Consider the following 13640-nt stretch of genomic DNA (forward strand, 5'->3'; position numbering starts at 1 on the left):
CGAGAATGACCTGGAATGGTGTGCTCACCAGCGCGGCCAGGACAATGGCGGTGCTGGTCGCCGTCACCGTCACCGTGAGCGCGGCGGTCGGCCCGGTGCGGGCACGCGCCGACGATCTGAGCGGCTACGAGCGACAACGCCTCTCCTGGCACGCCTGTCAGCGGGGCTCGGCGGACCAGGCAGGTGCGGAGCTGGATCAGGCCGGCGCGACCTGCACCGAGCTGACGGTTCCACTGGACTACGCCCGCCCGGGCGGCAGCACCATCACCCTGGCGCTGTCCCGGCTCGCGGCGACCGACACCGAGCGCCGCGTCGGCGTCCTGCTGCTGAACACCGGCGGACCCGGTGCGCCGGGGATGTCGGATGTCCTGCCGATTCGACAGTGGACGGGTGACGTCGGGGCGAGGTTCGACCTGGTCGGGTTGGATCCCCGGTTCGTCGGTCGCAGCACCCCCCTGGACTGCGGCTGGCCGACCGGCACCTTCACCCGCTCGGCCGGGCCGGGCCGCGCGTCCTTCGCCCGGTTGACCAGCTTCGAACGGGATCTCGCTGCCCGGTGCGCTCGTCGTAGCGGCGCCCTGGTCCCACACGCCACCACGCGAAACACGGCCCGCGACATGGATCTCCTGCGGGCCGTGCTCGGCGAGTCGAAGCTGTCCTACCTCGGCTACTCCTACGGCACGTACCTCGGCGCGGTCTACACGCAGATGTTCCCCCGGCGCGTGGATCGGGTCGTCCTGGACAGCGCGGTCGACCCGGAGAGCTACGGCGCTCGGGTGCTGCGCGAGGCCGGGCCGGCCAACGAGGTCGCACTACGCGACTGGGCCGACTGGGTGGCCCGCCACGATGACCGGTACGGCCTGGGCGGCACCGGCCAGCAGGTGTTGGCCGTCGTGGACGGGATCTGGGCCGCCGCGACCCGTCGTCCGCTGCGGGTGGGCGATTACCGGGTCGACCGACAGTCGCTGCCGTTCCTGCTGCTCAACCGGCTCAGCGACGACCGGGACGAGACCCACGCCGACCTTGCCCAGACGGTCCAGGTGCTTCGGCAGGCCGCGGCGACGGGCTCGGCGACACCCACCGCGTCGTTGGCCGACACGCTGTCGTTCTTGCTGACCGGTGCCGAGTCGGCAACGGGCAGCGTGCAGGCCGCGATCCTCTGTGGCGACGTGCCGGTGTCCCGCGATCCGGAGGACTACTGGCGCGACATCCGTGCGCATCGTGCCAGCGAACCCCGATTCGGGGAGTTGACCAGGGCGATCACTCCGTGCGCCTTCTGGCCGCAGCAGCCACGGGAGCGGCCGACCGTCGTGCGGAACGCCGTGCCCGCCCTGATCGTGCAGTCGACCGGAGACACCCGGACGATCTACCGGCACGGCCAGGCGATGCACCGGGCGCTGACCGGCTCCCGGCTGCTCACCCTGCGCGATGCGCGGATCCACGGAGTCTTCGGCAACTACGGCAACGCGTGCGTGGACGGGGTGGTCATCGACTATCTCGCCGACGGCACGTTGCCGGCCAACGACCTCGACTGCGTCGGCACCACGGCACCCTGATCATCTGCGCCGGGTCAGCATGGGCCCGCACCCTCCTCGAAGAGGCGGCGGGCCCAGTCCGCGTACCCGGCGATGGTTTTCTGGACCGTGCGTCCGTTGTGCAGAAAGAGGTACGCGCGGTCGCCGCTGCGGGCGAGTAGCCCGTCCAGGCGGTGCGTGCCGTGCGGAGCGCGCAGTCGGGTGACAAGCGGATAGCGGGCCCAGACCTGGTCGATGGGCGACCCGGCGGTGATGCCCTCCGGTGTCCGCATCGGCGCACCGACCCAGAGCAGCACCAGCCTGTCGTCCATGAAGACCGGGCTGACCGTGTCGTGGCCGGCGAGCATCGGCCCGCACGCATCCATGGTGGTGAGCAGGATGCCGCGTCGGGTCAGCTCTTCCTCGCTGGCACCGAACTCGATGTTGCGCAGGCCGTTCAGGTCGATGATCTCCACGCTGCTGGCGGGTTGGCCGTCCGGGATCGGCCCGGTCGGCGGCACTCCGCTGCCAGCGATCAAGGCAGCCGTCATCAGCGTGGCAATAAACGCAAATTGTCGCAATTTCATGGAATCCCCCAGTCCCCAACGGGACGGGAGCGTTCAGGTTGCTGCCGGTCTCGGTATTTCTGCGCTGCCTGCGGGGGGTGTCGCGAAAGGACCGTCGCGGTGTCCGCGGATAGTGGCTACCGGGTGCAGGAATGTGAAGGCTCGGTCGAGGAGTGCGGCTCGGTCGGCGGTGCCGTCGGAACGCAGCCATTCCTGCGACACCGTGTCCAGGATCGTGGCCGCGGCGTTGGTGAGGAGCTCCGCGTCGAACGGGTCGAGCTGCACGCCCGGTCGATCGCGCAGGGCGTCGCTGACGTGTCGGCGCCACTGTGCCCGCTTCTGATACAGGCGGGCATGCAGCGACGGGGTCGACTCGATCAGGCGGAGGCTGGCCAGCGTCTGCTCGGACGTGTGGATCTGCCGTTCCCACTGGCTCAGCACCTGGTGCAGGGACTCCCACGGGTCCTCGTCGGCGGGCCGTGCGCGGATGTCCTCGACGACCTGTTCGCCGGTGACGTCCACCCCGCCGAACACGGCGTCTTCCTTCGCCGGGAAGTAGCGGAAGAAGCTGCGTTTGGTCAGCCCGGCGGCCTGGGCGATCTCGTCGACGGTCGTCTCGTCGAACCCGCGTGCCGCGAACAGGTCCAGCGCCACTCGGGCGAGCTCTGCGCGAACCGCGCGTCGCGTCCGTTCCCGTAGTCCATCAGCCACGCACCGAAGTCTACTTCACAACATTGCATGTCGAACCTGTCACTCGGTGTCGTATATTGATGTCGACCTGAGCAGAGGGGGGCGACAGCGATGACGCTGAACGGCAAAACCGTCCTGGTGACCGGTGGCACGGGCGGAATCGGTAAGGAGACCGCCCGCGGGCTGGCTCGGCTCGACGCCCGTGTCGTCCTCGTCGGGCGCGACCCTGGTCGGGCAGCCGCTGCGGCCGTGGAGCTCCAGCGCGACACCGGCAACGGCACCGTCGACACGCTCACCGCCGATCTGACCCGCCGGCGCGACCTGCACCGACTGGCCGACCAGGTGACCGCGCGGTACGGCAGCGTGGACGTGCTGATCAACAACGTCGGCGTGACCAGGGAACGACGCGAACTGACCGAGGACGGCATCGAGACGGCCTTCGCCGCCAACGTCATCGCCCCGTATCTGCTGACCCACCTGCTGCTGCCGGCGCTGAAACGCGTCCCGGCGGCCCGGGTCATCAACATCACCGGCGGCATTCCGCGAGGACGAATCGACCTCGGCAACCTGCAGGGCGAGAAGTCCTACGTCGGGCTGTCGTTCTACAACCAGACCAAGCTGGCGCTGATGGCGATGAGCTACACGTTCGCCGAACGCCTGACCGGGACCGGCGTGACCCTCAACGTGGCCTACCCCGGCCACGCGTACACGTCGATGAACCAGGGCCTGACCAGCAACACCTACCCGACGCTGGCGCGGCCCGTCGTGCCGCTGCTCCGTCTGGCGTTGCCGGTCCTCTACGGACACCGGGCGGTGGTCAAGGCGTCGAAGTCCAGCATCTACCTCGCCTCCAGCCCGCAGGTGCAGGGCATGCACCGGACCTACGTCAACAGCCGGTCCCAGCGCACCCCGTGGCCCGATGCGGTCCTCGACAAGCACAACCGCGACAGCATCTGGGCGCTCTGCGGGAAGCTCGCCGGCCAGGCCGACCCGGTGGCGTAGTCAGCGGTCTTCCTCCCACTGCTCGACCAACTCGTCCCAGTAGTCGGCGCTGAGCCGACGCCGCCCGTGCGCCAACCAGCCGTCGGTGTTGCGTTCCAGGTGCAACCCCAGTTCGGCGAACGGGTCGATCCACGCGCCCGGCTCAGCGCCGAGCCTCGTCAACGCTGAGTTGATCGGCCATTTGTCGCGCGGGGCGTCGAGGACATCGTCGAACTGTGGGCCCCACGACAGCGTCCCGCCCAGCCACACCGCCGCCGACTGGTAGCCGTCGCCGCCGAAGAACTCCGCCTCCAGGTACGCCACAGGCCCCGACATGGACCACGCCGACAGCAACTCGACAAGCGGCGGCGACAGCACCAGCCCGAACGGCTGCGCGACGCTGGGATTGTCCGCCGCGTAGTCCGGCAGTGACCCGGTCAGCTCGACAATCAACTGCGGGGTGACCGGCAGCAGTGCGAAGTCCTGGCGTAACTCGCCGAGGACCGCGTGATCCAGCTCGGCGGTCTGCTCCCGGAGCAGCTCGGCGTCCGCGACCACCGCGCTGAGCTGGTAACCCATCGATCTCTCCGTCGTCCACAGCCTGTGGATAGAACATGTGTACGACGGTGGTGTGGTCCGTCGGTGCCTGGCACCGTACCCGTGTGGTGGTCAGGCCCGCCCCGGCGGCACCGCTACGGCCCGCACCGTGTCGGCGAGCAGGTGCGGATGGGACAGCATCGGGTGATGGCCGGCGGGTAGTTCGACGGTTCGGGTCGCGCGGGCGGCCTGGGACCGTTGGAGAGTGGGAGGTGTGGCCCGGTCCTCGGCGCAGACGATCGCCGTCGACGGCAGGTGACGCCAACCCGCGTACCGGACCGGGGCGGTGAGCACCGAAGCGTCCTGCCGGGTCAGGCGGGCGACCGCGCCCTCGACCGCCTGCTCGTCGCAGTCCTGAAGAAACAGGTCGCGCACCGACTCGCGTCGCGCGCCAAATGTGCCGTCCGGAAAGAATTCCAGGTGGGGGGCCGGCTCCGCCGGGCCGAGGTGGGCAAGGGCCTGCCCGACGTCCGGCAGGAAAGAGCTGACGTACACCAGATGAGCGACCTCGCCGGCGTCGGCGGCCTCGGTCGCGACCACCCCGCCGTAGGAGTGCCCCACCAGCACCGCCGGGCCGACCTCGCGCAGCACCCGTCGAGTCTCCGCGACGTCCGCCGCGAAGTCGGACGCGGCACCCGCCACCTCGCCGCAGCTCGGCAGCCGGACCGCGACGCTGTCCAGCCCGTCGGCTCCCAGTGCGTCCGCGACCCGCGACCACCACCACTCCCCGTCGCGGACGCAGGCACCGTGCACGAAGACCACTCTCATCGCCGTCTCCCTACGCTTCGACAGTCATCCCCGGGGCATGTGCTGGCCACGTTGGTCCTCGGGGTGGCCGGACGCCGGAACTGTCCAAGGTCTCGCTGGGTTGCGTTCGTCGGACGGGTTACCGAGTCGTCGGACCCAGTCAGGCCCGCCGGGCGAGCTGACTGACGAACGCGCGCCACGCCGTCGGCGCGAAGACGAGCGCCGGGCCGGCCGGGTCCTTGGAATCCCGTACGCCGACCACGTCGGCCAGGTTGTCGGCGACCTCCACACACGCGCCGCCGTTGCCGCTGCTGCGGCTGCTCTTGCGCCACCGCGCGCCGTTCAGCTCCATGACTCCGCCACTTCCGTGATGAGATCGACCGACTGCCGGTGGGACAGCGCCTCCCCGCGCACGTCCTCCCATGCCGCCATTATGGTCGCGATCTCGTCCGGGTCGCTAACGACTTGTCCCTGGAGTTGGTTGTCCAGGTAGCCGGCAACCCGGTGGTCATGGCTGTGCGCGATCACGAACGGCCCGTTCAGGCCGGCGTAGGCACCGACAGCGCTGGGCACCACGTGCACCCGGATGTGCGGCTCGGCGCAGGCCGCCGCCACGGCCAGCAGTTGCTCGCGCATGGTCGACCGGCCGCCGACCGGACGGCGGATGACCGCCTCGTCGATGACCGCCGTGAACTGCGGCGGGTCGTCCCGCTTGAGCACACCCTGGCGGCCGAGTCGGACCGTGAGATGCCGCTCGATCTCGCCCCGAGGGATCAGGCCCGCGCCGGTCAGCACCGCGCGGGCGTACGCCTCGGTTTGCAGCAACCCCGGCAGAACCGTCGATTCGAACCAGCGCAGCGACACCGCCTCCCGCTCGATCTCCTGCCACGAACGGAACCAGATGGGGTCACGACGTCTTGAAGTGTCTGGCCAAATGTCCGACACGTCCTTTTGGAGGGCCTCCGCTGCCGCCAGCCGGTGCCGGGGATGCGGGATGCGCCCCTCGGCCAACCAACGCCCCACGGTCTTCGGGTCGACGCCAACGGTCTCGGCGAGGGATTCGGCGGTGTGCCCGGTGTCGCTGAGCGCCACCCGCAACGCGTCGTTCACGGCTCCTCCATCGGATGTCTCTGATATCTGGAAACCATATCGATACGCGGTGTAGTTGTCTGGTGACGCGCCCGAGGGTGGTTCGCAGAAGACGGCGTGGCCGGTGGAGGCGCAGGAGCCCGGCGGTCGGCGTCAGCTCGGGTGCCGCCCCGACGGGGAAGCGGGGCGGCACCCTTCCAGGCCGAAGGAGGCCCGCGCATGCCCCGCCGCCACCGGGATCACCTGCCGACCCGTCCCACCTGGCGCTGCGCGGCGTGCGGCATCGCCTGGCCGTGCTCGGCGGCGAAGCTGCGGTTGCTCGGCGAGTACCGGCACGATCGGCTGGCGTTGACCGTCTACCTGGCGACACTTCAGGTCGAGGCCGGCGAACACCTCACCGACGTCGACCCGGCCCGCCTGAGCGAACGCTTCCTCTCCTGGGCCCGCGCCCGTGCCTGACCTCCGTGCGTGGCCGAGCTGCCCCGTGGCCGAGCTGCTTCGCCTGGGCCCGGGCGTGCTGCACGCTCCTCGTGGCGGCCTCGGATGTCAGGGGCGCCAGATCGCCACCTCGATGTCGCTTCGCCGCTCGGCGAAGCGGTCGTTGCGTGCGGCAGTCGTCAAGAGCTGGCGCAGATCCGCCTCGAAGGCCGCGAGCCGGTCGGCGAAGAGGTGTGGTGCCGAGCTGGATAGCGAGAACACCGCAGAGGTGATCTCGTCCACGGTGCGTTCCACGACGACCCCCTGTTCGACGGTGAGTCGGGTGGGGCCGGTGAAGCCCGCCTCGCGCATGACCTCGCCCTCGCCCGAGGCGGTGCCCGCTGGCAACAGCCCCTGCCCGGCCCGGCGGACCGGCCCCAGGTAGCTCGCGACCAGGTCGTTGATCTGCGGCCAGGGCGCTCGGGGGTAGGGCAGCACGTCGTCGCCGGCCACGCCCTGATGCGTGTTGGCGCCGACGTGGACCCAGGCACCGTCGGGCGTGAGCATGTCGCGGACGCGACGAGCCACCAGCAGGCGATCCATCCAGTGGAACGACTGGGCGAACGAGGCCACCCGGAACGTACCCAGGTCGGCCGGCAGGGCCTCGGCACGTAGGTGTCGCCACTCGACGTTCGTCACCCCGAGGCCGTCGGCCCGGCGTCGGCCCTCTGCGAGCATGTCCTGGTCGGCGTCGACGCCCACCGCCGTCTCGAACAGGGGGGCGAGCAGCAGCGTCAACGATCCGGGCCCGCAGCCCACGTCGAGGAGCCGGCCGGTGCCGTCGAGGTCGAGCGCGCTGCGGATGGCCTCGGCGAGACCGGGTGGGTAGGGCAGCCGTCCGACGCTGTAGTGGCGGGCGCTGCCCGCGTACAAGGTCTCGTCCCACTGCCACGTCGCCTCGGTCACGACGTCGATGAGACCACGGAAGCGGGTTGTGACGCCTCAGATAAACGCCGGTTCATGTTAATCTCCCTCCGCTCACCATGATCACTTTGAGCGACCGAGGGGACACATGACTGCCGAGGTTCCACACGCGGGAGGGCTCCTGGACCCGGACGGCGCCATGGATCGGCTGGCGGAGTGGAAGGGGCGCCTGGACCAGTTGGCGAGCGCCACCGACGCGATGAGTGACCGGATCCAGGAGCTACGGGTGACGGTCGCCGACGGCAACGGGCTGGTGGAGGTCACCGTCGACTCGGCGGGGGCGCTCGTCGATCTACAGCTCGGCCAGCGGGTCCAACGGGTCGCGCCCGATGTCGTCGCCCGGACGATCATGAACACGATCGGTGTGGCCAAGCGGCAACTGGCCGACCGCGCTCAGGAGATCATCGGCGACACCCTGGGGACCGATTCGCCCGCGGCTCGGGCCATCGCCGAACGCGTCGGGCAGCAGCTACGCGACGCCAACCCCGCGGTGGACGATCCGGGCGAGCAGCACGGCCGGTGGTGACCCGCTGAACGGCGGGTTCGGGGTCGACGCCGAGCAGCGCGGGCAGATCGCCGAGTGCGTTGGCCGGTATCCGGGCGCGGGTCGATGATCGACCGGAGTGGGGCGGCAGGGTGGTGTTCGACAGATGAGCACATACAAGCGGACCAGCGGCGACGTCCTGTGTTGGCCGGACAGCCCCGACGCTCGGCAGGCGCTTGCGGAGTGGCTCGCCGACTCTTCCGCCGGGGCGTACCTGTCGGGTGATGCTCTTGATTTTCGCGGCGCGGACCTCAGCCGTCTCGACCTCGCCGGCGCCTGTATCGCCGGTTCGCGCCTGGTCAGCGTGCGATTCGTGGAGGCCAACCTCGGTGCCGCCAACCTGACCAACGCCGAGTTGCGGGGTGCGGACTTCTCCTTCGCCGACCTGGCCAAGGCGGACATGGTCGGCTGCGCGGCGGGCGGGGCGCGGTTCCGTTCGGCTCGGTTGTTCGCGGTGCAGCTCGACGACGCTGTTCTGGGCAGTGCCGATCTTGGGCACGCGATCCTCAATTCCGCCAAGCTTTACAGAACCGATCTGCGCGGCGCCAACCTCGAATTCGCCAGCCTGCGCTGGAGCACGTTGGGCGGCACGAGCATGCCGACGGTGCTGAGCGGCGCGCGGATGTTCGGCTGTCAGCTCGACGGTGCGAAGGGGGCCGTCGTCGGCCCGGTCTTCGTCGACGAGGGTGCGACCCGGTCCCTCGGTGGCGGCGAGCTGGAGGCGTGGCTCTCGGCGCGGGGCGCGGAGAGTGTCCGGGTGGTGGGCTGACGCCGACGTGGAGACGACTCAGGGCCGGTCCCCGTTGGGGCCGGCCCTGACGTTCGTGCAGCTCAGGCGAGCGGAGGATACGAGATTCGAACTCGTGAGGGTGTAAACCCAACACGCTTTCCAAGCGTGCGCCCTAGGCCTCTAGGCGAATCCTCCGCGAGCCAGGATACAGGCCCCCGCCGGCCGGGCCACCCCACCACCCCCTGAAGATCGACCGGCGGTCGGGTAGGCTTGGCGGCACCTCCCGTGCGGCGGTATCTCGTGAACCTCCCCAGGGCCGGAAGGCAGCAAGGATAAGCGAGCTCTGCCGGGTGCACGGGAGGCCTTTTTGTCTGTGGGCCGGTTGATCCACTCGACATTCATGATGTCGCGGTGTCCCGGCCACGCGGACACCGCGGTTTCCAGGAAGCCGAGTCGATCAAGCCCGGCGGCCAGGAAGTCGAGGCCGGCGGCCAGGAAGTCGAGGCCGGCGGCCAGGAAGTCGAGCCCGCAGGCCCAGACGCCCCGGGGTGGTGGGTGGTCACCCGAGCCTGACCGGCGCAGAATGGCTCGGTCGAGAGGAGGCGGGACGAGTGACGCTGGCGCTCTACCGCAAGTACCGGCCGCGTACCTTCGCTGAGGTCATCGGTCAGGAGCACGTGACCGAGCCGCTGTCGCAGGCGCTGCGCAGCGGGCGGCTCAACCACGCCTACCTCTTCTCCGGCCCGCGCGGCTGCGGCAAGACCTCCAGCGCGCGGATCCTGGCCCGCTCGCTCAACTGTGAGCAGGGCCCCACCCCCGAACCGTGCGGCAAGTGTGCGTCCTGTCGCTCGCTGGCCACCGACGGTGCCGGCTCCATCGACGTGATCGAGATCGACGCGGCCAGCCACGGCGGTGTCGACGACGCCCGCGAGCTGCGCGAGCGCGCGTTCTTCGCGCCGGCCAGCAGCCGCTTCAAGATCTACGTCATCGACGAGGCGCACATGGTCTCGACCCAGGGCTTCAACGCCCTGCTCAAGCTGGTCGAGGAGCCTCCGGAGTACGTCAAGTTCATCTTCGCCACCACCGAACCGGAGAAGGTCCTCGGCACCATCCGGTCGCGCACCCACCACTACCCGTTCCGGCTGATTCCGCCGAAGGTCCTCCGCCCGTACCTGGAGCAACTCACCCAGGCCGAGGGCGTCGCCGTCGAGCCGGCGGTCTTCCCGCTGGTGGTCCGTGCCGGTGGCGGCAGCGCCCGGGACAGCCTCTCGGTGCTCGACCAGCTCATGGCCGGCGCCGGCCCGGAGGGTGTCAGCTACGCGCGGGCCGCCGCGCTGCTCGGGGTCACCGACGCCGCGTTGATCGACGAGATGTGCGACGCGCTGGCCGCCGGTGACGGCGCCGCCGCCTACGCCACCGTCGACCGGGTCGCCGAGGCCGGGCACGACCCGCGCCGGTTCGCCTCCGACCTGCTCGAACGGCTCCGCGACCTCATCGTCATCCAGCAGGTGCCGGACGCCGCCGCGAAGGGCCTCATCGACGGCCCCGCCGACCAGATCGAGCGGATGGCCGCCCAGGCTTCGCAACTCGGCCCGGCCACGCTCTCCCGCTGCGCCGACATCGTGCACGACGGCCTGGTGGAGATGCGCGGCACCACCGCACCCCGCCTGCTGCTGGAGCTGATCTGCGCCCGGATGCTGCTGCCCGGCGTGGACGACTCCACCAACGCCCTCCTCCAACGCCTCGAACGGATGGAACGCCGGCTCACCCTGGTCGGCACCGACGCGCCGTCGGCCGCCGCCGGCTTCGCGCCAACCAACCACCAAGGGGTACGCCCACAGCCGGGCACCCCGGTCCCGGCTGCCGCAAGCCCCGCACCCGGCAACGCCCCGACCTCCGCCCCGCCGTGGGCGGTCGACCCGGCAACGTCCCCCGCCCAGAGCGCCGCGGGCTCGGGTGCTCCCGCGGTCTCCGGAGCGCCTGCCTCGCCCGGTCAGCTCCCGGGCGCACCGGCTCCGAACTCGGGTGCCCCGGCCTCGGGTGCCCCGGCCTCGGGTGCACCGACCTCTGGTGTGCCGGCCTCTGGCGCCCCGGTCTCGCCCGCTCGGGCCTGGGACGCTCAGGCCTCGCACGCTTCGGCCTCGGGTGTGCCGGCCTCGCACGTCTCGGCTGCCGACTCGCCGATCCCGGCCTCACCCGGCGCGTCGGCCGTCGCCGGGTCCGCACCCGTCTCGCCCGCCGGCCCGGCCCCCCGTCGCGTGGTACCGCCATCGGCGGTGCTCCCCGACCCGGCCACGCCGCAGCCGCCCCGGCCTGGTGCGCCGCCCGCCGCACTGGACGCCGTCGCGGTCCGCCGCGTCTGGCCCGACGTGGTCGGCAAGGTCAACCGGACCAACAAGCGGATCGCCGCCCTGATGCGCGACGCCGTGGTCCGCGAACTCGACGGCGACATGCTGGTGCTGACGGTGAAGTCCACGGTGCTGGCCAAGATGATGGCCGATCACGCGGCGGTGCTCACCGACGCGCTCTACGAGGAGTTGGGCGGGCGCTGGCAGATCCGCTGCGAGGTCGCCGGTGAGCGCGGTGGCGTGTCGCTGTCCGGTTCGCAGCGTTCGCAATCCGCCGCACCGGCCCGACCCGCCACCCCCGCGTCGACTCCGACTGCCGCCCCGCACGAGAACGCCGCCGCCGGCCCGACGAGCGCACCGCCCGCCGCACCGAATCCGAGCGGCGCGGCTGGTCTGCCGGGTGGATCGTCCGCCGCGGCGAGTCCGGCTGGCGCGGCTGGTCTGCCGGGTGGGCCGCCCGCCGCGGCGAACCCGAGCGGCGCTGCCGGTCCGGGTGCCCATGGTGGCGTGCCTGGCGGCCCGGGTGCGCGCGCCGATGAGAGCGGCGAAGGCTTCGGCGGTCCCGGTTCGGGTCGGCAGGGCGCGGCGCAGCCTGCCGCGTCGGCAGGTGGTCCCGGCTCGGGTCGGCAGGGCGTAGCGCAGCCTGCCGCGTCGGCAGATGGTTACGGTTCGGATCGGCAGGGCGTAACGCAGCCTGCCGGGTCGGCAGATGGTTACGGTTCGGGTCGGCAGGGCGTAACGCAGCCTGCCGCGTCGGCAGGTGGTCCCGGTTCGGGTCGGCAGGGCGTAACGCAGCCTGCCGCGTCGGCGGATGGTCGCGCTTCGGGTCGGCAGGGCGCGGCGCAGCCGGTCGCGTCGGCGGACGACGAGGACGACTGGCCGGAGGCGGCCCTCCCCGGAGGTGGCGCTCCCGCCGCCGAGGCGACAGATGACGAGGACTGGCCGGAGGCTGCCCGTCCGGGCGGCGCGTCGGCCGGGAATGACCCAGGCTCTGCCGCCGCATCGGGCGGCCCCGGCTCGGCACCCACCCCGACCCACCCGAACGGCGGCGGCGTCCCGAACGGCGGCGCTCCGAACGGCGGCGCTCCGAACGGCGGCTTCCCGAACGGGGGCGGGCCGAACGGCGGGAGCACCAACGGCGGTAGCACCAGCGGTGGCGGACCGGGCGGTGGCGGAGCGGGCGGTTCAGGTCGCCCCGGCTCGGCGAGCGGCGGCAACCCGGGTGGGCGGGGTAACCCGACACCGGCGGCCCGGCAGCCGGCGACAGCCGGTGGTGCACCGGTGAGCAGCGCCATCGCCGCGGCTCGCGCGGCGGCGGCGGGGCGCGGTGCGCGTACCGGAGCGGTGGCCCGGCCCGTCGCGGACGCCGAGTGGGCGGGCGAACCGCCCTACGACCCGGACTTCGACGGCCCGGTGCGCGGTGGTCGGCCGGGTGGCGCGGCGCCGGCTGCCCCGGTCTACGAGGGGTTCGACCCGGGCGACGAGCCGTTGGACGAGGTCATCGACGAGAAGACCGCTCGGGAGTCCAGCGAGGAGCAGGCGGTACGGCTGCTCCGGGAAACCTTCGGCGCCGAAAAGATCAACGAAGTAGACGCCCGCTAAGCCCGGCCCCCGCCCCGCCCCCGCTCTCGTCGATCATGGAGTTGTGGTGGGTGACAAATCAGCCATTGCTGGCCTATTCAGGCACCACAACTCCTTGATCGACGGGGGCGGCGGATGGGGGCTGGGCGGGGGTTTCGGCTTGTAGGACGCCTAGGGCGCAGGCCCAGAGGGGGAAGGGGAGTACGGCGACGCGTTCCATGCCGCCTACGCCGATTCCGACGGCCTGCTGGCTGAAGAACAGCACAGTTCCGATCAGCGCGACGACCCCGGCGGTGACGGTGAGACCTCGCCACCGGCCGAGCGTGGTGGTGCGTGGTGCGAAGCCGGCGACGAGGAGGCCCACGTTGCCCAGGCCCATGATCAGGAATGCGCCGAGGACGTGCAGGTTCTCGTCGACGTCGGCCGGATAGCGGGCCGCCAGGGCGTACCCGCCGGTGGCCAGCAGCAGGAGCGCCTGCGCGCAGCGTACGACGACGCCGCGACCGAGGAGCCGCCAGGTCAGCAGGAGCCCAGCGGCGAGCAGGACGGCGGTGACCAGCGTCGCGGCGTTCATCAGGGGGTGCCAGGGCGAGCAGACGTAGCGGGGTCTGGTGGTGTCCCAGATGCCGCAGTGGGCGTTGCCGAGATCGCTGATGTTGTGGATGGCCCAGCTGTAGGTCGGCTCGCGCCAGCGCAGGCCGGTGATCAGGTTGGCGACGAGGAAGATCGGTGCGGCCGCGGCCCAGCACAGCGCGCCGACCCGGCCGGTGCGGTTGAGGTTCATGCCGTCGAGCACACCAGTGCGGCGGGTCTCGGCGCACTACGCGCAGCCGGCCGGTTCGGGGTAGTGAT

At 71.4% G+C, this 13640-nt stretch carries 14 protein-coding genes, 1 tRNA gene and 1 other RNA gene; 7 read left to right on the forward strand and 9 right to left on the reverse strand.

Translation table 11 applies throughout. The annotated features are described in order from the left end of the window. Window positions 1-5 precede the first annotated feature (5 nt). Window positions 6-1556, forward strand: a complete 1551-nt coding sequence (locus AB0B14_RS28255; RefSeq protein WP_357525106.1) for an alpha/beta hydrolase — start codon at window positions 6-8, stop codon at window positions 1554-1556. A 14-nt stretch (window positions 1557-1570) separates the two neighbouring features. Here AB0B14_RS28255 and AB0B14_RS28260 read toward each other — a convergent pair whose 3' ends face one another. Both AB0B14_RS28260 and AB0B14_RS28265 read right to left on the reverse strand, forming a co-directional pair. Further along, window positions 1571-2065: a hypothetical protein gene (locus AB0B14_RS28260; protein WP_357075330.1), complete on the reverse strand. Its 495-nt coding sequence runs from the start codon at window positions 2063-2065 to the stop codon at window positions 1571-1573. A 69-nt stretch (window positions 2066-2134) separates the two neighbouring features. Next, the gene (locus tag AB0B14_RS28265) at window positions 2135-2791 is read right to left on the reverse strand and encodes a TetR family transcriptional regulator (protein ID WP_357525108.1); all 657 of its coding nucleotides are present in this window, start codon (window positions 2789-2791) and stop codon (window positions 2135-2137) included. Between the two features lie 90 nt (window positions 2792-2881). Here AB0B14_RS28265 and AB0B14_RS28270 point away from each other — a divergent pair, with 90 nt between their 5' ends. Then, window positions 2882-3772 carry an SDR family NAD(P)-dependent oxidoreductase gene (locus AB0B14_RS28270; RefSeq protein WP_357525110.1) on the forward strand — a complete coding sequence of 297 codons (891 nt, stop codon included), beginning with the start codon at window positions 2882-2884 and terminating at the stop codon, window positions 3770-3772. Here the strand turns inward: AB0B14_RS28270 and AB0B14_RS28275 are convergent, their stop codons facing one another. From AB0B14_RS28275 to AB0B14_RS28290, 4 genes are all read right to left on the reverse strand, one after another. Next, window positions 3773-4330 (reverse strand): hypothetical protein, encoded by a 558-nt coding sequence (locus AB0B14_RS28275; RefSeq protein ID WP_357525112.1) that lies wholly within the window; start codon window positions 4328-4330, stop codon window positions 3773-3775. It abuts the gene before it with no gap. A gap of 90 nt (window positions 4331-4420) precedes the next feature. Continuing rightward, window positions 4421-5116, reverse strand: a complete 696-nt coding sequence (locus AB0B14_RS28280; protein WP_357525114.1) for an alpha/beta hydrolase — start codon at window positions 5114-5116, stop codon at window positions 4421-4423. 139 nt (window positions 5117-5255) lie between these two features. Further along, window positions 5256-5447, reverse strand: a complete 192-nt coding sequence (locus AB0B14_RS28285; RefSeq protein WP_357525116.1) for a DUF397 domain-containing protein — start codon at window positions 5445-5447, stop codon at window positions 5256-5258. Next, a complete protein-coding gene (locus tag AB0B14_RS28290; RefSeq protein WP_357525118.1) occupies window positions 5438-6205 on the reverse strand; it encodes a helix-turn-helix transcriptional regulator in 768 nt (255 codons plus the stop codon). The genes AB0B14_RS28285 and AB0B14_RS28290 overlap by 10 nt, the downstream gene beginning before the upstream one ends. 198 nt (window positions 6206-6403) lie before the next feature. On the opposite strand from AB0B14_RS28290, the gene AB0B14_RS28295 reads away from it, so the two are divergent. Then, complete coding sequence (locus AB0B14_RS28295; RefSeq protein WP_357525120.1) at window positions 6404-6643, forward strand: flavin reductase; 240 nt, start codon at window positions 6404-6406, stop codon at window positions 6641-6643. 87 nt (window positions 6644-6730) lie between these two features. Here AB0B14_RS28295 and AB0B14_RS28300 read toward each other — a convergent pair whose 3' ends face one another. Next, complete coding sequence (locus AB0B14_RS28300) at window positions 6731-7567, reverse strand: class I SAM-dependent methyltransferase (RefSeq protein WP_357525122.1); 837 nt, start codon at window positions 7565-7567, stop codon at window positions 6731-6733. A gap of 106 nt (window positions 7568-7673) precedes the next feature. Between AB0B14_RS28300 and AB0B14_RS28305 the strand changes: the two genes are divergently transcribed. After that, a complete protein-coding gene (locus AB0B14_RS28305) occupies window positions 7674-8111 on the forward strand; it encodes a YbaB/EbfC family nucleoid-associated protein (RefSeq protein ID WP_357525124.1) in 438 nt (145 codons plus the stop codon). Window positions 8112-8235: 124 nt separating this feature from the next. Beyond that, a complete protein-coding gene (locus AB0B14_RS28310; protein ID WP_357525126.1) occupies window positions 8236-8898 on the forward strand; it encodes a pentapeptide repeat-containing protein in 663 nt (220 codons plus the stop codon). A 71-nt stretch (window positions 8899-8969) separates the two neighbouring features. On the opposite strand, the gene AB0B14_RS28315 is transcribed toward AB0B14_RS28310, so the two are convergent. Next, window positions 8970-9054 (reverse strand) — tRNA-Ser (locus AB0B14_RS28315). Window positions 9055-9136: 82 nt separating this feature from the next. On the opposite strand from AB0B14_RS28315, the gene ffs reads away from it, so the two are divergent. Further along, an RNA gene (gene ffs / locus AB0B14_RS28320) (signal recognition particle sRNA small type) lies at window positions 9137-9226 on the forward strand. Window positions 9227-9470: 244 nt separating this feature from the next. Next, window positions 9471-12809: a DNA polymerase III subunit gamma and tau gene (locus AB0B14_RS28325; RefSeq protein ID WP_357525128.1), complete on the forward strand. Its 3339-nt coding sequence runs from the start codon at window positions 9471-9473 to the stop codon at window positions 12807-12809. Between the two features lie 73 nt (window positions 12810-12882). Here the strand turns inward: AB0B14_RS28325 and AB0B14_RS28330 are convergent, their stop codons facing one another. Beyond that, window positions 12883-13572 (reverse strand): DUF998 domain-containing protein, encoded by a 690-nt coding sequence (locus AB0B14_RS28330; protein WP_357525130.1) that lies wholly within the window; start codon window positions 13570-13572, stop codon window positions 12883-12885. Window positions 13573-13640 lie beyond the last annotated feature (68 nt).

This window comes from Micromonospora sp. NPDC049171 (genome assembly GCF_040648275.1).
Taxonomy (GTDB): Bacteria; Actinomycetota; Actinomycetes; order Mycobacteriales; family Micromonosporaceae; genus Micromonospora.